Origin of the sequence: Bacteroides salyersiae (assembly GCF_031172035.1) — a bacterium.
GTDB classification, from domain to species: Bacteria; Bacteroidota; Bacteroidia; order Bacteroidales; family Bacteroidaceae; genus Bacteroides; species Bacteroides salyersiae.
In genome coordinates this window covers 260,777-282,431 of record NZ_CP133452.1, presented here as the reverse complement: position 1 = coordinate 282,431, position 21,655 = coordinate 260,777, and the positions used below count along the sequence as shown (strand labels likewise).

19 protein-coding genes are annotated in these 21,655 nt (G+C 39.3%); all 19 read left to right on the top strand.

Annotation, left to right across the window (positions count from 1 at the left end; all coding sequences use genetic code 11):
• The first annotated feature begins 6 nt into the window (after positions 1–6).
• Positions 7–2,454, top strand: a complete 2,448-nt coding sequence (locus RB604_RS01215; protein ID WP_122282099.1) for a GumC family protein — start codon at positions 7–9, stop codon at positions 2,452–2,454.
• 674 nt (positions 2,455–3,128) lie between these two features.
• On the top strand, positions 3,129–4,178 hold the full coding sequence (locus RB604_RS01210) for a polysaccharide biosynthesis protein (RefSeq protein WP_055295330.1): 1,050 nt from the start codon (positions 3,129–3,131) through the stop codon (positions 4,176–4,178).
• A 4-nt stretch (positions 4,179–4,182) separates the two neighbouring features.
• Positions 4,183–4,566 carry a WbuC family cupin fold metalloprotein gene (locus RB604_RS01205; protein ID WP_055295393.1) on the top strand — a complete coding sequence of 128 codons (384 nt, stop codon included), beginning with the start codon at positions 4,183–4,185 and terminating at the stop codon, positions 4,564–4,566.
• A 6-nt stretch (positions 4,567–4,572) separates the two neighbouring features.
• On the top strand, positions 4,573–5,787 hold the full coding sequence (locus tag RB604_RS01200; RefSeq protein ID WP_055295327.1) for a polysaccharide biosynthesis C-terminal domain-containing protein: 1,215 nt from the start codon (positions 4,573–4,575) through the stop codon (positions 5,785–5,787).
• 4 nt (positions 5,788–5,791) lie between these two features.
• On the top strand, positions 5,792–6,985 hold the full coding sequence (locus tag RB604_RS01195) for a UDP-N-acetyl glucosamine 2-epimerase (RefSeq protein ID WP_055295325.1): 1,194 nt from the start codon (positions 5,792–5,794) through the stop codon (positions 6,983–6,985).
• 143 nt (positions 6,986–7,128) lie between these two features.
• The gene (locus RB604_RS01190) at positions 7,129–8,103 is read left to right on the top strand and encodes an NAD-dependent epimerase/dehydratase family protein (RefSeq protein ID WP_055295322.1); all 975 of its coding nucleotides are present in this window, start codon (positions 7,129–7,131) and stop codon (positions 8,101–8,103) included.
• Positions 8,104–8,142: 39 nt separating this feature from the next.
• On the top strand, positions 8,143–9,411 hold the full coding sequence (locus RB604_RS01185) for a nucleotide sugar dehydrogenase (protein ID WP_055295318.1): 1,269 nt from the start codon (positions 8,143–8,145) through the stop codon (positions 9,409–9,411).
• An 85-nt stretch (positions 9,412–9,496) separates the two neighbouring features.
• On the top strand, positions 9,497–10,360 hold the full coding sequence (locus RB604_RS01180) for a glycosyltransferase family 2 protein (RefSeq protein WP_070102091.1): 864 nt from the start codon (positions 9,497–9,499) through the stop codon (positions 10,358–10,360).
• A 16-nt stretch (positions 10,361–10,376) separates the two neighbouring features.
• Entirely contained in the window at positions 10,377–10,940 is a 564-nt protein-coding gene (locus RB604_RS01175; RefSeq protein WP_055295313.1) for an acyltransferase, read from the top strand.
• A complete protein-coding gene (locus tag RB604_RS01170) occupies positions 10,940–11,482 on the top strand; it encodes an acyltransferase (protein WP_055295311.1) in 543 nt (180 codons plus the stop codon). The genes RB604_RS01175 and RB604_RS01170 overlap by 1 nt, the downstream gene beginning before the upstream one ends.
• Positions 11,483–11,488: 6 nt before the next feature.
• Complete coding sequence (rfbA, locus tag RB604_RS01165) at positions 11,489–12,412, top strand: glucose-1-phosphate thymidylyltransferase RfbA (protein WP_055295309.1); 924 nt, start codon at positions 11,489–11,491, stop codon at positions 12,410–12,412.
• Entirely contained in the window at positions 12,412–13,560 is a 1,149-nt protein-coding gene (locus tag RB604_RS01160) for a dTDP-glucose 4,6-dehydratase (RefSeq protein WP_055295307.1), read from the top strand. Before rfbA ends, RB604_RS01160 begins: the two co-directional genes overlap by 1 nt.
• A gap of 517 nt (positions 13,561–14,077) precedes the next feature.
• The gene (locus tag RB604_RS01155; RefSeq protein WP_055295304.1) at positions 14,078–15,226 is read left to right on the top strand and encodes a DegT/DnrJ/EryC1/StrS family aminotransferase; all 1,149 of its coding nucleotides are present in this window, start codon (positions 14,078–14,080) and stop codon (positions 15,224–15,226) included.
• On the top strand, positions 15,223–15,771 hold the full coding sequence (locus RB604_RS01150; protein WP_229103625.1) for an acyltransferase: 549 nt from the start codon (positions 15,223–15,225) through the stop codon (positions 15,769–15,771). The genes RB604_RS01155 and RB604_RS01150 overlap by 4 nt, the downstream gene beginning before the upstream one ends.
• A 3-nt stretch (positions 15,772–15,774) precedes the next feature.
• Entirely contained in the window at positions 15,775–16,785 is a 1,011-nt protein-coding gene (locus RB604_RS01145; RefSeq protein WP_147398887.1) for a glycosyltransferase family 2 protein, read from the top strand.
• Complete coding sequence (locus RB604_RS01140) at positions 16,786–17,931, top strand: EpsG family protein (RefSeq protein WP_055295300.1); 1,146 nt, start codon at positions 16,786–16,788, stop codon at positions 17,929–17,931. It abuts the gene before it with no gap.
• Positions 17,932–17,935: 4 nt separating this feature from the next.
• Positions 17,936–19,438, top strand: coding sequence for an oligosaccharide flippase family protein (locus RB604_RS01135; protein ID WP_055295298.1), 1,503 nt, complete (start codon positions 17,936–17,938; stop codon positions 19,436–19,438).
• Positions 19,438–20,646: a glycosyltransferase gene (locus tag RB604_RS01130; protein WP_055295296.1), complete on the top strand. Its 1,209-nt coding sequence runs from the start codon at positions 19,438–19,440 to the stop codon at positions 20,644–20,646. The genes RB604_RS01135 and RB604_RS01130 overlap by 1 nt, the downstream gene beginning before the upstream one ends.
• A 24-nt stretch (positions 20,647–20,670) precedes the next feature.
• The gene (locus tag RB604_RS01125) at positions 20,671–21,654 is read left to right on the top strand and encodes a glycosyltransferase family 2 protein (RefSeq protein WP_055295293.1); all 984 of its coding nucleotides are present in this window, start codon (positions 20,671–20,673) and stop codon (positions 21,652–21,654) included.
• Position 21,655: the final 1 nt, after the last annotated feature.

The following is a 21,655-nucleotide window of genomic DNA, read 5'->3' as shown; positions in this document are numbered from 1 at the left end:
AAGATAATGAATACTGAATATAAAAACAATGATGTCCGCAAACAGGAGTCGGAAATTAATATCAGCGATATCTTCCATCTTATATTAGCTAATTGGTACTGGTTCGTACTTTCTGTTTTGGTCTGTGGTGGGGTAGCTTGCTTTTATTTAAAATCTTCTTCTAAAATATACAGCCGTAAGGCATCCGTTCTTATCCGCGATGATTCTAAGGGTGGTGGAATGAGTGAATCGGCGGCTTTTTCCGACCTTTCTCTTTTAGGTGGTAAACGTAATGTAGACAATGAAGTACTTGTTTTCCAATCCCGTCATCTGATGGAAGAGGTTGCCCGGCGTCTGCATTTGGATATGAGTTATCAAGTGAAGAATGGTCTGCGTAATGATGAACTTTACACCCATGCTCCGGTAACAGTTTCTTTTCCTGAGGCGGAGGAGCGTCAGGTTATAAAAGTAGTGGTTACTCCTGTTGATTCCGCTACGGTACGTCTTTCCGGTTTTTCTTTAGCTGTAGGTGGTGGGGGAGTCCGTTCGGAAGAGGTTTTGGATGTACATCTGAATGACACGGTTTCTACTCCGATCGGTCCGATGGTTATCACTCCTACGTTATATTATACAGATGTCTTTTATGATAAGTCCGTAAATGTAGTCAAATCCAATATGGAGAGTGTCATCGAAGGGTATCGTGGCAGGTTGAAAGTTTTTCTTGCCAGCAAGACGGCTACCATTATCAATCTGGTTTTGGATGATGTTTCCACAGCTCGTGCAGAAGATATTTTGAACATGCTTATCGCCGTTTATAACGAAGATGCTATCAATGACAAGAACCAGATAGCTGTAAATACCTCCAAATTCATTAATGAACGTCTGATTATCATCGAACGTGAATTGGGTAGCGTGGATGCCAATATTGAAAGTTTCAAACGCGAGAACCAGTTGACGGACATTACTTCCGAGACGGGTATGTATCTTGCCAATACAAGTCGTTATCAGCAGGAGGGGCTTAGTTTGGAGAACCAGTTAAGTATTGCCAAATACATTAAAGAGTATTTGACGGACCCTCAAAAAAGTTCGGATCTGATTCCTGCCAATACGGGTATATCGGATAACAGTGTCGAATCCCAGATCAAGGAATACAATGATATTCTTTTGAAACGTGATAAACTGGTGGTAGGCAGTAGCAGTAAAAATCCGATTGTGATGGATTTGAATAATTCTCTGAGTGCTATGAAGCAGACGATTATTCGTTCGGTAGATAATCTGATTGTCGGTCTGAATATCCAGTTGAAGAATATCCGTGAACAGGAAGAACAGACTTCGAAACGTATTGAAGCCGTGCCTGCCCAACAGAAATATGTACTTACAGTGGAACGTCAGCAGAAGATCAAGGAGGAACTTTATCTTTACTTGTTGAATAAACGTGAGGAGAATGCCTTGACACAGGCTATTACGGAGAGTAATGCCCGTATCATAGATGCCGCTTCGGGCAGTAGTGCTCCGGTAGCGCCTAAAACAATGACAATTTTCTTGGCTTCCATTGTTTTGGGATTAGCTATTCCTATAGGTGTATTTTGGTTATTGAATGTGACGGATACGAAAGTCCGTACCCGTAAGGAGTTGGATGGAGTACTTACCATTCCTTTCTTGGGTAATATTCCCCGTCATGGTAGTAATAAGGGTGAGGATTCGGATGGTATTGTTGTTCGTGAAAACAGTCGTGATTCTGTCTCCGAGGCTTTCCGTATTATTCGTACGAACATGGACTTTATGCGTGTGAAGTCTGAAAAGTTACAGGTGGTCATGTTTACTTCTGCCAATCCTGGAGCAGGTAAGACTTTTGTTTCAAGTAACCTCGCTATGAGCATTGCTCAGACAAATAAAAGAGTTGTCTTAATTGACGTTGATATTCGTAAAGGTACCTTGAGTGGTATTTTTTCTAATTCTTCCAACCGTATGGGACTGACACATTACCTTTCGGGAAGTACGGATAAGTTGGATGATATCGTAGGTAGGAGTGAGGAGTATGATAAATTGGATGTTATTTTCTCCGGTCCTGTTCCTCCCAATCCTGCCGAATTGTTGTTGAGCGAACGTTTTGATCGTCTGATAGCAGAACTTCGTAAACGTTACGATTATATTATTGTTGACAATGTTCCTGCCGGTATGGTGGCCGATGCTTCTATTGTCAATCGTGTAGCCGATCTTACCATTTTTGTAGTCCGTTCAGGTGTAATGGATCGTCGTCAGTTACCTGAATTGGAGAATATGTATCGTCAGGAACAGCTTCGTAATATGTCTGTGATACTAAATGGTGTCTCTTTAGATCATAAGGGCTATGGGTATGGTTACGGTTATGGCTACGGTTATGGTTATGGTTACGGAAACGAAAGTCATGGTCACAAACATGGAAAACGCAAAAGCTTGAAGAAGCTTTTCTCCCGTTTTTTGAAACGTTCGTAAGAATTGGGCGTTTGTGACATACTTAATAAAACAACTGTAAATATTCAAATTAGAACTCCATAATAAAAGAATTTCAGTATGAACCAGAGTTTTATCTCATGGAGAATTTTTCCAGTTGTCCTGTGTGATACACAAAACATTTTATAACATCTTTCAAAAATGATATACGGTTCGTGAAAAGTCGTATAAGTTAGAGTAGATGATGTTTCTACTGATGAAGATGAGTAAGTACATTTACCAGTTACCAAATCTAATAAGGTATTGATCGTTGTCACTAATTCTGCTCGTATTTGGATTGATCTCTGTACAAGTAGCGGTTTGTATTTATCTTAGAAAAATTTTAGCTATTAGGAATTGGTTTGTATGTTCTTTTTGCAGGATACCCTTGAATCGAGTTTGAATGAAAAGATGGATGAAACGAACGGTCTGACAGCAGTTTGTTGTGACGATGGCGGGTAATGTTAGTGTTTTACTTTCTGATTCCTTGAAAGAAGTTCTTGTCGGAACTCTCTATGCCAAGTTTGAAATACAAAAGTAGCAACTCGTTGCAACCTGTACCTGGCAATTTGCAGCTAAGGGTAATTAAATTTCTAAATAATTTATAAAACAATCATAAAAATAAATCCTTTAGGGCTGTTACGGGGTCTAAGGTAACCTTTTTATTAGTAATAATTATGAGCATTTTTGCAGGTAAAACCCTCATGATTACCGGGGGGACAGGTTCGTTCGGTAATGCAGTACTTAATCGTTTTCTGAAGACAGATATCGCTGAGATTCGTATTTTCAGTCGTGATGAGAAGAAACAGGATGATATGCGTCATGAATATCAGGCTAAGATGCCTGAAGTTGCGAGTAAAATTAAGTTCTTTATTGGTGACGTTCGCAATCTCCAAAGTTGTCGTAATGCAATGCCTGGTGTTGATTACATTTTCCATGCTGCTGCCCTAAAACAGGTTCCTTCATGTGAGTTCTTTCCAATGGAGGCAGTAAAAACAAATGTAATTGGAACAGACAATGTGCTTACCGCAGCCATTGAATATAAGGTAGGTGCTGTAATCTGTCTCTCTACTGATAAGGCAGCTTATCCTATCAATGCTATGGGTATCACTAAGGCTATAGAGGAGAAGATTGCAGTAGCAAAGTCACGCTATTCAGGAGATACCAAGATCTGCTGCACTCGCTATGGTAATGTTATGTGTTCTCGTGGTTCTGTTATTCCTCTGTGGATTGACCAAATTCGCAACGGCAACTCTATAACGCTAACGGAGCCTTCAATGACACGCTTCATTATGTCTCTTGAAGAGGCGGTTGATTTGGTGCTATTTGCATTTGAACATGGTCAGAATGGTGATATCTTCGTTCAGAAAGCACCTGCCTGTACCATCCAGACTCAGGCAGAAGCAGTTTGTGAGTTGTTCGGTGGCAGAAAAGAAAATATCAAGGTTATAGGTATCCGTCATGGCGAGAAGATGTACGAAACCCTTCTTACCAACGAGGAATGCGCTAAAGCCGAGGATATGGGTGATTTTTATCGCGTACCTGCTGACAATCGTGGTTTGAACTATGATAAGTTTTTTAAAGAAGGTGAACACGAGCGTGCAACATTGTCTGAGTTCAACTCAAATAACACACGCATTTTGAATGTTGAAGAGACTAAGACTAAGATTGAGGCTCTTGAGTACATCAAGAAAGAACTCTCAGGTGAAGGTAACTTTGTTCAATAAATATATGAAGCTCAACAAAGGACTATACAAATCCTTGCTTGACCAGGCGAAGAATAATCCACGCCTGCGTCAAGCTTTGGATTTACGTACCTCTTCTGACGATCAAAGCCAGCGAATTCTCAATGCCTTAATTCCCGATACAGAAGTACCCGTCCATCGTCATCCCTCGTCTGCAGAAACCGTAATTGTTCTTTATGGCTGTATTGATGAGATGTACTATGATGAGAATGGTAATGAGATAGAACGTTATACACTTCATGTTGGAGATGGTCTTCAAATTGCTGCTGGCCAGTTTCATACAGTAGAAGTTAAGGAACCTTCTATTCTTTTCGAAGCAAAGGATGGCCCTTATATTCCTGCGAAACCAGAAGATTTCATTCAGAGATAATCAATTATGCGTATACTAGTAACTGGTGCGAAAGGTTTTATCGGTAAAAACCTGTGTGCACAACTCAATAATATCAAAGAGGGTAAGGCAAAGTACTATGGAGATCTTGTTGTAGATGAGATTCATGAGTACGATCTTGATTCTACACCAGAACAACTAGATTTGTGGTGCAAGGAGTGTGACTTTGTTTTCAACCTTGCTGGCGTTAATCGTCCCAAGGATCCCGAAGAATTCATGAAAGAGAACTTTGGCTTTACCACAATTTTGCTTGATACTCTTAAAAAGTATAAGAACGACTGTCCTGTCATGATAAGTTCTTCTATTCAGGCTACCCTCGCAGGGCGTTTCGGTACTTCTGAGTATGGAAAGAGTAAGAAGGCAGGTGAAGAACTTATGTTTCGGTATGGTGAAGAGACAGGCGCCAAGGTTCTCGTTTACCGCTTTCCTAATCTCTATGGCAAGTGGTGCCGTCCTAACTACAACTCAGCCGTAGCTACCTTTTGTAATAATATTGCTAATGGTCTCCCCATCCAAGTTAATGACCCTAACGTAATCATGGAACTTCTCTATGTGGATGATCTCATAGAAGAGATGATCTGTGCATTGCAGGGACAGGAACATCATTGTGAATTTGATGGTGTGGAAACTGTTATGAAAGAAGATGGTCGCTATTGTGCTGCGCCTATTACTCATCATGTTAAGCTTGGTGAAATCGTTGACCTCCTTCATCAGTTCGCTGAAATGCCAAATACTTTGATGATACCTGAGATTCCTGCCGATAGCTTTGCAAAGCGTCTCTACAGTACTTATCTAAGTTACCTACCAAAAGAGAAAGCAATTTTTGATCTGAAGATGAATGTGGATTCTCGTGGTTCATTTACAGAGTTGGTGCATACGTTCAACTGCGGTCAGGTAAGCATCAATATTTCTAAGCCTGGTATTACCAAAGGAGAGCATTGGCACCATACCAAGTGGGAGCAGTTTATTGTCGTAGCAGGTCATGGCCTTATCCAACTCCGTAATGAGAACGATCCTAATGCTGAGATTCTTAATTACAAGGTAAGCGGCGATAAGATCCAGTCTGTTATCATGCTCCCTGGCTATACCCACAACATCATAAATCTCAGTGACACTGAAGACCTTGTGACAGTTATGTACTGCAACGAAATCTTTAATCCTGAGCGGCCTGATACTTTTTTTGATCCAGTAGAAAATAAATAATTCAATGGAAAATAAACTCCCCAAATTCGATTATAGTGATGTTCATTGGCAAGAAAATGGTAAGCTCAAACTTATCATCATAGTTGGTACCCGTCCCGAGATCATTCGTCTCGCAGCCGTCATCAACAAGTGCCGCAAGTACTTCGATGTTATCCTTGCCCACACCGGTCAGAATTACGACTACAACCTCAATGGCGTTTTCTTCCGTGATCTCAAACTATCCGATCCTGAGGTTTACATGAATGCCGTAGGCGATGACCTTGGTGCTACCTGTGGCAACATCATTAACTGTTCATACAAGCTCTTCGTACGGACCTGTCCCGATGGTGTCCTTGTTCTTGGTGATACCAATAGTTGCCTTTCGGTCATTGGCGCTAAGCGACTCCATATCCCTATCTTTCACATGGAAGCCGGTAATCGCTGTAAGGACGAATGTCTTCCGGAGGAAACTAATCGCCGAATTGTCGATATCATTTCTGATGTCAATATGGCATACTCCGAGCACGCTCGTCGCTATCTCGCAGAATGCGGTCTCCCACGCGAGCGTACTTATGTTACTGGTTCACCTATGGCAGAGGTGTTACATCAGAACTTGTCGGAAATTGAAAATTCCGATATTCTTAACCGTCTTAACCTCAAACCTCAAAACTACATTCTTCTCTCAGCTCACCGTGAGGAGAACATTGATACCGAGAAGAATTTCCTCTCCCTCTTCGCAGCTATTAACCAGATGGCCGAGAAGTACGACATGCCTATTCTCTATTCGTGTCACCCACGTTCACGTAATCGTCTTACCACATCAGGTTTCCAACTCGACCCTCGCGTACGTGTTCAGGAGCCTATGGGTTTTCATGATTATAACAATCTCCAGATGAACTCCTTCTGTGTCGTTTCCGACTCAGGCACTCTCCCAGAGGAATCCTCATTCTACACCTCTATTGGTAAGCCCATATCAGCCGTCTGCATTCGCACCTCTACTGAGAGACCGGAAGCATTAGATAAAGCCTGCTTTGTCCTAAGTGGTATTGATACCAGAGGGCTCCTGCAGTCAGTTGATCTTGCCGTAGAGATGACAAAGGATGGAAATCACGGTATTCCAGTACCTAACTATACAGATGATGTCAGCAACAAAGTTGTGAAAATAATTCAGAGTTATGTGGGAGTGGTGAATAAGATGGTTTGGAGAAAGGAGATTTGATCTCTTTCGCCTACCGCAAGGAGATATTTAAAGCTGGCAACACAGGTGGCTGATATCTTTTACCTGCAATTTTTTGATCTGCAAAATTCAATACTTCCTACCAGTTCAAGTCTTAGTTCGCTAATATAAATAACTTATACGATATGGCATACAGACATCTTAAATTTCCTGAGGATTCTCTTTTCCTTGTTACCGGTGCAGCAGGCTTTATTGGCTGCAATCTTTGTGAAGCAATCCTCGAAATGGGTTACCGTGTACGTGCTCTCGATGATTTCTCTACTGGAAAGCAGAAGAACATCGATATGTTCATTCACAATCCTCGTTACGAATTTATCAAGGGTGACATTAAAGACCTTGATACCTGCATGAAGGCTTGTGAGGGTGTTGACTATGTACTCAATCAAGCTGCATGGGGCTCAGTTCCTCGTTCTATCGAGATGCCTTTGTTTTATTCCCTCAATAATATTCAGGGTACCCTTAATATGCTGGAGGCTGCTCGGCAGAAAGGTGTTAAGAAGTTTGTTTATGCTTCTTCTTCATCTGTTTATGGTGACGAGTCAAACCTTCCGAAGCGTGAGGGTATCGAGGGCAATCTGTTGAGTCCTTATGCAGTTTCAAAACGTTGTGACGAGGAGTGGGCAAAGCAGTACACATATCACTATGGTCTTGATACGTACGGCATGCGCTACTTCAATGTGTTTGGTCGTCGTCAGGATCCAGATGGTGCTTATGCTGCAGTAATTCCAAAGTTCCTCAAACTTCTGCTCAAAGGTCAGAAGTGTCGTATCAATGGCGATGGTAGGCAGTCTCGCGACTTTACTTACATCGAGAATGTGATTGAGGCTAACCTCAAGGCATGTTTTGCTCCATCTTCTGTAGCAGGTCAGGCATTCAACATCGCATACGGTGGACGCGAGTATCTCATCGACATCTACTATGGACTCACTAAAGCTCTTGGTGTTGATATCGAACCTGAATTTGGCCCTGATCGTGCTGGTGACATCAAGCACTCTAATGCTGATATAAGCAAGGCCAAGGAACTTCTTGACTACGATCCGGATTGGTCATTCGAAAGAGGTATTGAAGCTGCTATTCAGTGGTATAAAGAAAACTTGTAATCAATATAATAAAATCACAATATTTAAAATTTCATTAAGATGAAAGAGACAAAAATCTGTGTTATCGGTCTTGGTTATGTAGGCCTTCCACTTGCTCGTTTGTTTTCAACTAAGTACAAGACTGTCGGTTTCGACATGAACGCAAAGCGTTGTGAGGCTCTTATGGCTGGTCATGATGCAACTTTGGAGGTTAGCGATGAGCTTCTTCAGGACGCTATCAATAATTATGGTTTCGTTTGTACAGCCGACATCGAACAGATTCGTGACTGTAACTTCTATGTCGTAGCCGTTCCTACTCCAGTTGACGAAAATAACAACCCAGACCTCACACCTCTATATGGTGCATCAACTACAGTTGGTAAGGTTATCAGCAAGGGTGATGTTGTAGTTTACGAGTCAACTGTTTACCCTGGTGTAACAGAGGACGAGTGTCTTCCTGTTGTCGAGAAGGTATCTGGTATGAGGTTCAATGTTGACTTCTTCGCTGGTTACTCTCCAGAGCGTATCAACCCAGGTGACAAACTCCATACTGTCGAGCACATCAAAAAGGTTACTTCTGGTTCAACTCCTGAAATTGGTGCTTACGTTAACGAGGTTTATTCTTCTGTAATTACAGCAGGTACCCACCTTGCACCTACGATGAAGGTTGCTGAGGCAGCTAAGGTTATTGAGAACAGTCAGCGCGACATCAACATTGCTTTCGTAAACGAACTCTCACACATCTTCACTAAGATGGGCATCGATACTCTCGATGTTCTCGAGGCTGCTGGTACCAAGTGGAACTTCCTTCCATTCCGTCCAGGTCTTGTTGGTGGTCACTGTATTGGTGTTGATCCCTATTATTTGGCTCAGTGTGCACAGCGTCATGGTCATAACCCTGAGATCATCCTTGCTGGTCGTCGCATGAACGATGGCATGGGCGAGTACGTTGCTACCGAGACTGTCAAGCATATGCTCAAGAAAGGTATTCAGGTGCTCAACTCAGAGATTATCATTCTTGGTTTCACCTTTAAGGAGAATTGTCCTGACGTTCGTAACACCAAAGTTATCGACATCTATCGTGCCCTCAAGGAGTACAATGTCAACGTAACTGTTTACGATCCGTGGGCTAATCCTGCTGTAGCTAAGCATGAGTATAGTATTGACGTTATTAATGAATTCCCTTCACAGAAGTTTGATGCTGCAATTGCTGCAGTAGCACACAAGAAGTTCGAGGGGATGGACGTACCTGCTCTCCTCAAGGATAAGCATGTTATCTTTGATGTGAAGTGCACTTTGGATAGAAATATTATTGACGCACGTTTGTAATATTAAGGATAAAAAGGTGTACAGGTGATCGAAAACGATGCAGTTCAATACTGCCACCTGCTTCAAAAATACAACTAATAAAAAAATGAAAGTAGCAGTACTTCTTACGGCATTTAATCGCAAAAATACAACCCTCAAATGTTTACGTTCTTTTTTCCCCTTATGCAATGAACTTGTGGATTATTTCTTTGATGTTTTCATGACAGATGATGGTTGTACAGATGGCACGCCTGATGCTGTGAAAGCAGAATTTCCACAAATAAACATAGTTCCAGGAGATGGTACACTCTTTTGGAGCGGGGGCATGCGTACTGCATGGGATGCTGCAGCAAAGCATGATGACTACGATTATTATCTTTGGCTAAATGATGACATAAATCTCTATCCACACGCTTTGAAGGAAATCTTTCAGATGTCGGTAGAGTTGAATGATAACACTCTTATTTGTGGTGCTTTCTGTAACACAAAGGGGGAGTTTACTTATGGTGGCTGTTTAAAAGACAACACACGTGTCATCCCCAATGGTGAGCCTCAGGATGTTTTCTTTACCAATGGAAATCTGCTTCTTATTCCAAAAACTATTTACAGTGTGTTAGGTAATATTCCTAAATATTTCCGTCATGATGGTGGTGACAATGATTATGGACTTCGTTCTATAGAACATGGTTTTCGAGTTGTTACAACCCTTTCTTACCTTGGTGAATGTGCTAATAATCCGAAGAATAAATATGGTAAAGGACGTAAAATGGGTGTGTCATTCTGGAAAAGATTTAGATATCTATATTCGCCATTTGGGGTTAATCCTAATATGGTATTTCGATATAATCTATCACATTTTGGGTTGAAGAAAGCTATTTATACATACCTTGGACTTCTTTATAATACAATGCTTCCGGATTCATGGTATATAAAGAAACACGAATCTAAAATAAAAAAAATCACTGAGTAATTTATAGTCTATTCAAATGAATATTGTCGACAAGATAAAGAGACGTTTAATATATGAACGTGATAAACGGTCCATTTTTAAGACATTCAAGGATAAAGGTGGGCGTTTAGCTCTAAATACAAAGCTGTCAATTCAAGGAACCTTTTCAATTGGACGAAATGTTGTAATACAAAATGAAGGTATTGACAATATCACACGTTCGCAGATTGTTGTACTACCAGGAGCTTTACTTGAGATAGATGACAATGTTGGTATGACACAAATATCCATAACTTGCAAGAATTATATACATATAGGAGCGAATGTAAAAATAGGTGCGGGTACAATGATATATGATACGAACTTCCATAATACAGATTGGCAAGTTCGTAGAAATCATGAACAGGACCTCCTTACCGCAAAGAATGCACCTGTAGTTATTGAAGACGATGTTTTCATCGGTGCTCGAAGTATAATAGGAAAAGGAGTCACAATCGGTGCTCGTACAATAATCGCAGCAGGTTCTGTTGTCGTTAAAGGTATACCTGCAGATTGTATTGCTGGTGGAAATCCTTGTCAAGTAATTAAACAGATTTTATAATGAAATTGTTTTATTTTGTATACAGAATCGGGTGCAAAGTTAAAGCTTTCTTTCGTAATAAATACGTAAATAGTTGTTGTACATCAGTTCTATCTTCTCCTCCCCGAATTCTTGGTGATATTACAATAAACGCAAAAAACGTCAAGTTTGGTAGTAATGTGGTCATATATCCAGGTGTTTACATTTGGGGTGAAAACATAGAAATCGGCAATAATGTTAACATAGGTGTTGGCACTATAATTTTTTCGTGCAAGCGCGTATATATTGGCGATGACACTATTATTGCAGGTCAATGCTACATTATAGACTCAAACCATAGTATAGATAAGAATATGGTTATTCAAAAACAATCACTAAAAACAGCAGTGGAGGGAATATTCATCGGTAAAGATGTATGGATTGGTGCACAATGTTTTATTCTCAAAGGTGCAAAAATTAATAATGGTGCTGTTATTGGGGCTCAATCTTTAGTTAATAAGGAAATACCATCTTATGCAGTTGCTTTTGGCACACCTGCTGAAGTGAAATCATATAGAAAATAATATATAATGAAAGGTATTGTATTAGCCGGAGGATCCGGTACACGTCTTTATCCTATTACCAAGGGTATCAGTAAGCAATTAATGCCTATTTATGATAAACCAATGATATACTATCCTGTATCAGTATTAATGCTTGCGGGTATTCGTGAGATTCTCATTATCTCAACACCATACGATCTTTCTGGCTTTAAGCGTCTCTTGGGAGATGGTTCTGATTATGGGGTTGAGTTTACTTATGCTGAACAGCCTTCACCGGACGGTCTCGCTCAAGCATTTACTATTGGTAAGGACTTTATAGGTGAAGACAGTGTCTGTCTTGTGCTTGGAGATAATATTTTCTTTGGCAGTGGTTTTACAAAAATGCTTTCTAATGCAGTAAAGGCCGTTGAAGAAGAAAACAAAGCAACAGTATTTGGTTATTGGGTTGCTGACCCAGAACGATATGGTGTGGCAGAGTTTGATATAGAGGGTAATTGTCTCTCTATCGAGGAGAAACCTGTAAATCCAAAGTCGAACTATGCGGTTGTTGGTCTTTACTTCTATCCAAATAAGGTGGTAGATGTAGCTGCCAATATCAAACCGTCTGCTCGTGGGGAGTACGAAATTACTACCGTTAACCAGCAGTTCCTTGAGGATGGTGAGTTGAAGGTTCAGACGTTAGGACGAGGTTTTGCTTGGTTGGATACTGGTACACACGATTCGCTCTCTGAGGCATCAACATATATTGAGGTAGTTGAAAAGCGTCAAGGACTAAAGATTGCTTGCCTTGAAGCTATTGCTTATCGCAAAGGCTGGATTTCTGATGAACGTATGCGTGAACTTGCGCAGCCAATGCTCAAAAATCAGTATGGACAGTACCTCCTTAAAGTGATTGCTGAACTAAAGGAGGAAGTAAACTCAACAAATATTTTATCTAAAACAGGAAAATAATGGGGAGGAATATAGTAATTACTGGTGGTGCTGGATTCATCGGTTCTCACGTAGTACGTTTGTTTGTAAACAAGTATCCAGGGTATAATATCATCAACTTAGATAAACTCACTTATGCAGGTAATTTGGCTAACCTCAAGGACGTCGAAGATAAGCCTAACTACAAGTTTGTGAAGATGGATATCTGCGATTTTGATATGTTCTATCAGCTGATGCAGGACGAGAAGATCGATGGCATTATCCACCTTGCAGCTGAGAGTCACGTGGATCGCTCTATCAAGGATCCATTTACCTTTGCTCGTACCAATGTGATGGGTACGTTGTCGCTCCTTCAGGCTGCAAAACTGTATTGGGAATCACTTCCTGAAAAGTACGAGGGCAAACGCTTCTATCACATTTCTACCGATGAGGTATATGGCACACTCGAGATGACAAATCCAGAGGGAATTAAACCTCCTTTTACAACTACTGCATCAAGCTCAGAGCGGCATCTCGCTTATGGTAAGGATTTCTTTTATGAGAATACCAAGTATAATCCTCATAGCCCTTATAGTGCATCTAAGGCCTCGAGTGATCACTTCGTTCGTGCTTTTCACGATACCTACGGTATGCCCACTATCGTGACCAACTGCTCGAACAACTATGGTCCTTACCAGTTTCCTGAGAAGTTGATTCCACTCTTCATCAACAACATTCGTAACCGCAAGCTTCTCCCTGTATATGGTAAGGGCGAGAACGTACGCGACTGGTTGTATGTAGTGGATCATGCTCGTGCTATTGACATTATCTTCCATGAGGGTAAGGTGGCAGAGACTTATAATATCGGTGGTTTCAATGAGTGGAAGAATATCGATATCATTCATACCGTTATCAAGACCGTAGATCGTCTCCTCGGTCGTCCAGAGGGCGCTGACCTTGATTTGATTACATACGTAACTGATCGCTTCGGGCATGATGTTCGTTATGCGATTGATTCTACCAAGCTCCAGCATGAATTGGGGTGGGAGCCAAGTCTTCAGTTTGAGGAGGGTATTGAGAAGACTGTGAAGTGGTACTTGGAGAATGAGGAGTGGATGAACAATATTACTTCTGGTGAGTACGAGCGTTATTATCAGGATATGTATAAAATAAATATTGCAAATAGCTGAATATTAGTAATTATAGAGGTAGTAAAACACCGCGAAAGATCCTCCAATTTAGAGTTGCATAGAATTGCTCGTGATTGTTGCTCGTCATTTTGTTGTGAGTTCTGGATTAATTGGTACAGATTCCAATGTTTAATAATCCTCATTCATGAGTTGCCGAAACAAATAAGCTATTCTCCGTTGCATGTGTTTATGTGATTTAAAAATATGGATTTATCTTATAGTCGGGTAATAAATATTTGGCGCATCTACATTTGTCATTTTGTTAATACATGCAAACTCTGGTTTAACAATAGAATTTATATGGTATAAGTGCTTCGATGTGTTGAGCACTATAATGATAACCTTATAAATTTATTGTTGTATAGTATTGGAATCGTTATTGCTGTCTTTGACGTATGCTCAATCATTGATATACTAAGAATTAAAATAATAGAGAAGAATTTCTTTAAATGGTACGATTCCAGACAGAGATTCGTACATGCAATCAAATGTCTACAGAACATAAAAATATAATTATATGGACAATAAACTTATCACAGTAACCAGTCCGTTACTTCCTAATCTTGAGTATTTTACTGCTGAACTTCAGAAGATTTGGGACAGTAAGTGGATTACTAATATGGGACAATATCACCAACAACTCGAAAATGCTTTGGCCGAATATCTCCATGTACCTTATGTTTGCCTCTTTACAAATGGTACGCTTCCCTTGATGACTGCTCTTCAGGCACTTCGCATTACAGGTGAAGTCATTACTACCCCTTATAGTTTTGTTGCAACTACTCACTCTATTTGGTGGAATAACTGTAAACCTGTATTCGTTGATATTGATCCTGCTACTGGCAACATTGATCCTGATAAGATTGAGGCAGCCATCACGCCTGCTACAACGGCAATTATGCCTGTTCACTGTTATGGCAAACCTTGTGACACCAAACGCATTCAGCAGATTGCTGATAAGTACGGACTTAAGGTTATTTACGATGCTGCACATGCATTTGGTCTTGAAGTTCCTGCTGAGGAGTATGATCTTCCTGCATATGACGAGAAAGGACTTGCCGGTATCATGAATGCTGGTGATATGTCTACCCTATCTTTCCATGCAACTAAGGTGTATAATACCATAGAGGGAGGTGCTCTTATCGTAAAGGATGAAGCTACAAAGAAACGTATTGATTATCTCAAGAACTTCGGTATTGTTGACGAGGTAACCGTTGTTGCCCCAGGAATTAATTCTAAGATGGACGAGATGCGATCTGCTTACGGACTTCTCAACCTTCATCAGGTTAATAATGCAATTTTTGAGCGTCAGAAGGTTGCAAATATCTATCGTGAAGCCCTCCGTCCTGTTGAAGGTGTTGCATTCTTTGATGATATGCCTGGAGTCCGTCACAACTACAGCTACTTCCCAATCTTCATTGATTCAGAAAAGTACGGAATGACACGTGATGGACTCTATTACAAAATGAAGGCTGAGAACGTATTGGCTCGTAGATATTTTTATCCTTTGATTAGCGATTTCCCATGTTATCGTGGACTTCCTACTGCTGGTCATGACAACCTTCCTAAGGCAACGAAGATGGCTGATAACGTACTCTGTCTGCCAATGCATCACAAGTTGTCTGCAGAAGATATGGAACGAATCATTGGTTTGATAGTAAAATGATGGTACAATCATCATTTTATTCAGACGAAGAACTTTTGTCGATGGGCTTCAAGTCCATTGGTAAAGGTTGTATGATTAGCCGCAAGGCCAGTTTCTATGGCGTGGGTAGAATGTCTATCGGAAATAATGTCCGTATAGATGATTTCTGTATACTTTCGGGCAGTATCACCTTAGCTAACAATATTCATATCTCAGCATATGTTGCACTTTATGGGGCTGAGGGTATTGAGTTTGAAGACTATACTGGTATATCTGCTCGCAGTACCATCTACTCTGCTATGGACGACTTCTCTGGTGAGTATCTTGTAGGTCCAATCCATCCTGAAGAATATACTCGTGTTACAGGCGGTAAAGTTACCGTCAAGGCTTATACGCAGATTGGAGCCAATGTACTTGTATTCCCAAATCTTACAATTGGAGAGGGTTGTGTGGTAGGTGCTTACTCTATGGTACGTAAAGATCTTGCTCCATGGGGTGTCTACTATGGTCTTCCTGTGCAACGAGCGAAAGATAGAAGTAAGGAAATGTTAAAGTATTGCTATTAACTAATGAATACTACAATAACCACATACGCACCAGTTATTATTCCAACGCTGAATAGGAATGTACATTTTGAGCGATGTCTGGAGTCTTTGGAAAGGTGTAGCGGTGCGGATCAAACAGAAGTCTATGTCGCTCTAGACTACCCACCTTCTGAAAAATACAAGGAAGGTTGGAAAAAGATAGACGATTATCTTCGCCTTAAAGAATCACAGAATGGATTCAAGAAGTTGCATGTGATTAGACGTGACCGCAATTATGGTATTTGTCACGAGAACGGGAATTATGAGACCCTTATACGTGAAATAAAAAAGTCTTATGATCGATATATATTATCAGAGGATGATAATGAATTCTCTCCATGCTTCCTTGAGTTTCAGAATAAATGTCTTGAACGTTTCAAGGATGACCCTCGCATTAATCTGGTGTGTGGATATAATTATGTGATGGATTTCCCTGAAATGTACAAAAACAACTTTTATCTGACGAAGTGGGGGTGTCCGTGGGGTACAGGAGAGTGGACTTCAAAACAACACCTACTAGAACGTTTCTGTAGTTTAGAGGGTTTATCTTCTATATTGAAAGATAAGGAAATGTATGCTTTGCTTAAGCGACGGGACCCAGACTCTATTGAAAAGATAGTAACTATGTTGAAAATTGGTAGGATTTGGGGTGATGCCGTTAAAGGAATCTGTAAAATTATTTATGACACATATTGCGTAATGCCGAGAGAATCTATGGTGAGAAATTACGGCAATGATGGTACAGGTGATCATAGTAAGCGTTTGAATAGTGACCAGAATAATCATTATTTGATGCAGCCAATTTCTGAAGAGACGCATTTTGAGTTTACGGATGATGTTTTTACCTATGAACCGATATATCTTGAAAGACACCACTACACTACCACATTTATGCCATATACTTGGTTGAGAAGGATATATAAGAAGTTCGTCTTTAAAACCGATTTATTTCTTTTTAGGCACTTTAATTACATACCAAAATCAAAATATCTATAGATGCTATTTCAATTATTCATATTTGTTGTATTACTACTGTTAGTCAATAGAGGTAACAACAGCAACTATAGCGATAAATTAAAGGAGAAAAATAGAAAGACATTTATTTTCGTTGCTATGGTGTTGCTTACCGTCCAGTCTGGTTTTAGGAATCTGGCGGTTGGTTCGGATACGTTTCAATACTACAACCATTTTGAAATGGCAATTACTTCTTCTTGGACATCCTTGATAGACAGTTTTATTGGTTTTATTCATGGAGGTGAAGGAAAGGACCCAGGCTATGCATTACTTCAAAAGACGTTCGGTACTTTCTTTCCGAGTTATCGTTTGTTTCTTATTATGGTTGCAGTCTTCTTTTTTTACGCTTTAGGTAAAACATTTAAGGAGTATACCTCATCAAATATGGAGGTTCTTATTAGTATCGCACTTTATCAATGCTTGTATTACACGTTTTTTTCTATTACGGGTATTAGACAAACCATTGCATCTGGCATTTTATTATTTGCTTTACCATATGTATTTGAACGGAAATTGTGGAAATTTCTCCTACTGTTAGTTCTTGCAGCTACTCAGCATAAATCAGCATTATTATTCGCCCCGTTCTATTTACTTCCTTTGGTCAAGGATAGCCGTAAGTTTATATTGCTGGCTTTTGTTTTATTCGCACCAATGTGGATATTCGGAGATCAGATTGCAAAGTATTTGGTGATGGGTTCGATTTTTGAGCAATATGCAAGCTATCTTGAACAGAATGAGATTGCTGGTGCTTACACTTTTGCTTTGTATATGATTATCTTGGGTGTTTTGATGTTTGGGAACTACAAGCAGATTGTGAATGCAGATGGGAGGAATAATGTGTTTGTCTGTGCGGTTTCAATTGCCATCATGCTTACTCCTCTAACTATGATTGATCCAAGTAATATGCGTATAGTTCAGTACTATTCGGTATTCGGATTATTGGTATTGCCGAAGTGTTTAATTTCCATACAGTTCAGGTATAATATGGACCTATCCATGATTGTGTTCTTGTTTTTAGCGGCATATACTCTTTACAGAATGGAACCATATGCGTTCTTTTGGCAGGATATGGAGCTGGGAATAAACTATGGTGGTGGAATAATTAACGATAATAGTATAAGATATTAAGTCAATGGTAAATCAGATAAAATATGGCGCTGTTATCTCTTATGCAGCATTGTTTATCAATATTCTAATCGGATTGGTTTATACACCATGGATGATTAATAGTATTGGTAAGGCTGATTATGGTCTATACACATTGGCCTTTTCTGTTATTCAGATCTTTGTGTTTGATTTTGGATTAAGTCAAGCGGTTACACGTTTTGTTGCAAAGTATCTTGCTGAAGGTAGGCAAGATAAAGCAAATCAACTTATTGGTGTAACCTATAAATTATATCTTGTTGCTGATGTTGTAATCTTCACGTTGTTAGTAGGTGTATTCTTTTTTATACCAGATATTTATAAAGGTCTTACTCCGGAAGAGCTACACAAATTCAAGGTTGTGTATGCTGTTGCTGCCATTTTTAGTGTCTTCTCATTTCCATTTATTCCATTAAATGGTATTATTTCTGCTAATGAGAAGTTTATACAGCTTAAATTTTGTGATCTCGCTCATAAGATTATTACAGTTGTCTTAATGACAGGATGTCTCCTATTAGGATATAGTTTGTATGCACTGGTAATTGTAAATGCTATTTCGGGTATTGCTACTATTTTGCTGAAACTTATAGTTGTGCGTAGAAAAACTCAGATGCGCATCGAATGGCATTTCTGGGATAAGGATATGTTGAAAGCAATTCTTGGTTTTTCTGTATGGGTAACAGTAGCAGCACTGGCTCAACGATGTGTTTTGAATATTTGTCCTTCAATTCTGGGTATGGTTTCTGATAGCCAGAATATTGCAATATTCGGTATAGCGATGACTATCGAAGGGTATGTGTACACATTTGCCTCTGCCATAAATGGATTATTCCTCCCAAAGGTTACGCGAATGGTAGCAAATAATCAAAATGATGATATTTTACCATTGATGATAAAGGTAGGTCGTATCCAGTTTTATATCATAGGAATGATTTTCCTTGGATTTATATGTGTAGGACAGAACTTTATAAATGTCTGGGTTGGCGGTGACTTTTCGGATGTCTACCTCTGTGTTATCTTAATGATTGCTCCATCCTTTATTTCCTTAGCTCAAGAGATAGGCGCAACAACCGTGATTGTGCAGAATAAGGTGAAGAAATCTGCAAAGATTAGTGTCATTAAAGCTGTCTTAAATTTGGGCTTAGGATATCCGTTGGCAAAGGTTATGGGTGTACAGGGTATGGCGATTTCTATTTTTATATCCTATGCAGTATCTACTGCTTTATTTAATCGTTTGTACCATTACGATTTGGGTATCAATATCCCATTATTTTTTAAAGAGTCACTATTTAAGATGGGGGGCTTTATGATCATAGTTTGTGCCTTATGCTATTCTATGAATATAGTCCTCAATAATAATGGATGGATACATTTTATTATAAAATTTATGATATTTATCTTAGTCTACAACGTAATAATGTTTGCTATGTGTCTAAATAGAGACGAAAAGAACTTATTGACAAGTCCTCTTAAAAAATACATAAGTAGATAATGAAAATTGTCCAGATTAATTGTGTGTACGAATATAGTAGTACAGGTCGTACTACTATGGAGATGCATGAGTATTGCATGTCCTATGGTATTGAATCTCATGTCTTTTGTATGAATAAGTCTGATGCGGATAATAATGTTTATTATGTAGGAACGCAATTGGATCATAAGCTTCATGCGCTTTGGTCACGTATTTGGGGTATGCAGGGCTTTTTTTCAAAGAGTGCAACCCGGAAAATGGTGTCTCAATTGAAAAGGATTCAGCCTGATGTCGTAATTCTGAGAAATCTACACTCTAATTTTGTTAACCTTCCTATCCTTCTTGGTTATCTTGCCAAATATGATATTCCTACAATCGTGGTACTACACGATTGTTGGTTCTTTACTGGTCATTGTACCCACTATACTGCTCATAAATGCTACAAGTGGCAGTCTGAATGCAAAAATTGTAAATTGATGAAACTTGATAATCCAAGTTTGTTCTTCGATACATCACGCAAGATGTTTCGTGCAAAGAAGGAACTGTTTGTTTCGATTCCACGCTTGGCTGTAGTTGGTGTTTCTGATTGGATTACAGATGAAGGTCATAAGGCTCCAATTTTTCAGAATGCAAAAATTTTTCAACGAATATACAATTGGATTAATCTCAAGCCTTTCCATCCCAAGGATACAATACTACTTCGCAAGAAGCTGGGGTTAAAAGACACCGATTTCGTTGCTCTTGGAGTATCAATGTCATGGGACTATCGTAAGGGAATGGAAATATTCTTTGATATTGCCGAACGGATCCCTGATATTACAATAATTATGATTGGTTGTTTACCAGATTGTGAGTTACTACCCAATATCCTCAATGTACCACCTATGGGGGCTGTTGATGAATTGGTCGAATACTATTCATTAGCTGATGTTCTGTTTAATTTCTCCATACAGGAAACTTTTGGCAAGGTAGCGGCGGAAGCGCTTGCGTGTGGCACTCCACTGATCGTAAACGAGACTACTGCAAACCCAGAACTTCCTGGCGAATGTGGCTTTGTGGTTAAAAATAATGATGTCAATAATATTATAAGTGCCGTAAATACAATTCGCTCAAGGGGTAAAGGCTATTATCAGCAGATGTGTGTTGAGCGGGCACATAACTTATTTGAGAAAGATAAGAATATCGAACAGTATATTGAATTATTTAATATACTGAATGTTAATAGTTGAGTAGGACATTTATCTTGTATAAATATGAAATTTAGTATAATTATCCCAATATATAAAGTCGAGGTTTATCTGCATCAATGTGTGGATAGTGTTCTTGCGCAGTCATATAAGAATATTGAAGTCATTCTTGTGGATGATGGATCACCTGACTCATGTCCGCGGATATGTGATGAATATGCAGCGAAAGATGAGCGTATCAAGGTAATTCATAAGCCAAATGGGGGCTTGTCTGATGCGAGGAATTCTGGTTTAAAAATAGCCAATGGTGATTATGTTATTTTTTTGGACTCTGACGATTATTATAATAACACACAGTTCCTGCAGGATATTCATGACCAATTATTTTTTAAGAATGCCGATGTGTTGTTCTTTAGAAGGATTTATTTCATTGATGGTAATAACAATTCTTTTAATCGGCAAACTCCATACGACAAAAGTATGATTACAATAAGTAATAAGGGTAAACTTATCAAGAAAATGTCAGCTGCTGGTGTGTTAGATGCTAGTGCGGCAATGAAGGTAATCAAGAGGGAAATACTTATTACCAATAATCTTTATTTCAAATCTGGTATAGTGTCTGAGGATGTAGAGTGGTTTATGCGTTTGGTGCCATCGTTATGTACTATATTAGTATCTAATAGTATAGCCTATTGCTACAGAGTTCGTTTGAATTCTATCTCACATTCTATTTCATATAAAAACATTAATGACCTTTTTTCGACAATTGAAAGTTATGCGGGAGAATTGTGTATGTTATCAGACAGGGAAACAGGCATCGGTTTATTGAACTATCTTGCTTACCAATATTCTATAGTATTGGGCTATACATCAAAATACCTTATTGGTGTAGAAAAACAAAACATGCTTGATCGTTGTGCAAACTACAAATGGATAATGAAATATGCTTTGAACAAGAAAACGAAGGTATGCAAGTTGTTAATTTTCATTTTTGGTTTAAAATTTACATCATATATTTTAGGTAAATATCTCGCTTCAATTAATCGATAAT

Bases quoted from the DNA above. Each gene is read 5' to 3' on its own strand.
- RB604_RS01215 (WP_122282099.1), top strand. From the start codon at position 7: ATGAATACTGAATATAAAAACAATGATGTCCGCAAACAGGAGTCGGAA.
- RB604_RS01210 (WP_055295330.1), top strand. From the start codon at position 3,129: ATGAGCATTTTTGCAGGTAAAACCCTCATGATTACCGGGGGGACAGGT.
- RB604_RS01205 (WP_055295393.1), top strand. From the start codon at position 4,183: ATGAAGCTCAACAAAGGACTATACAAATCCTTGCTTGACCAGGCGAAG.
- RB604_RS01200 (WP_055295327.1), top strand. From the start codon at position 4,573: ATGCGTATACTAGTAACTGGTGCGAAAGGTTTTATCGGTAAAAACCTG.
- RB604_RS01195 (WP_055295325.1), top strand. From the start codon at position 5,792: ATGGAAAATAAACTCCCCAAATTCGATTATAGTGATGTTCATTGGCAA.
- RB604_RS01190 (WP_055295322.1), top strand. From the start codon at position 7,129: ATGGCATACAGACATCTTAAATTTCCTGAGGATTCTCTTTTCCTTGTT.
- RB604_RS01185 (WP_055295318.1), top strand. From the start codon at position 8,143: ATGAAAGAGACAAAAATCTGTGTTATCGGTCTTGGTTATGTAGGCCTT.
- RB604_RS01180 (WP_070102091.1), top strand. From the start codon at position 9,497: ATGAAAGTAGCAGTACTTCTTACGGCATTTAATCGCAAAAATACAACC.
- RB604_RS01175 (WP_055295313.1), top strand. From the start codon at position 10,377: ATGAATATTGTCGACAAGATAAAGAGACGTTTAATATATGAACGTGAT.
- RB604_RS01170 (WP_055295311.1), top strand. From the start codon at position 10,940: ATGAAATTGTTTTATTTTGTATACAGAATCGGGTGCAAAGTTAAAGCT.
- rfbA (WP_055295309.1), top strand. From the start codon at position 11,489: ATGAAAGGTATTGTATTAGCCGGAGGATCCGGTACACGTCTTTATCCT.
- RB604_RS01160 (WP_055295307.1), top strand. From the start codon at position 12,412: ATGGGGAGGAATATAGTAATTACTGGTGGTGCTGGATTCATCGGTTCT.
- RB604_RS01155 (WP_055295304.1), top strand. From the start codon at position 14,078: ATGGACAATAAACTTATCACAGTAACCAGTCCGTTACTTCCTAATCTT.
- RB604_RS01150 (WP_229103625.1), top strand. From the start codon at position 15,223: ATGATGGTACAATCATCATTTTATTCAGACGAAGAACTTTTGTCGATG.
- RB604_RS01145 (WP_147398887.1), top strand. From the start codon at position 15,775: ATGAATACTACAATAACCACATACGCACCAGTTATTATTCCAACGCTG.
- RB604_RS01140 (WP_055295300.1), top strand. From the start codon at position 16,786: ATGCTATTTCAATTATTCATATTTGTTGTATTACTACTGTTAGTCAAT.
- RB604_RS01135 (WP_055295298.1), top strand. From the start codon at position 17,936: ATGGTAAATCAGATAAAATATGGCGCTGTTATCTCTTATGCAGCATTG.
- RB604_RS01130 (WP_055295296.1), top strand. From the start codon at position 19,438: ATGAAAATTGTCCAGATTAATTGTGTGTACGAATATAGTAGTACAGGT.
- RB604_RS01125 (WP_055295293.1), top strand. From the start codon at position 20,671: ATGAAATTTAGTATAATTATCCCAATATATAAAGTCGAGGTTTATCTG.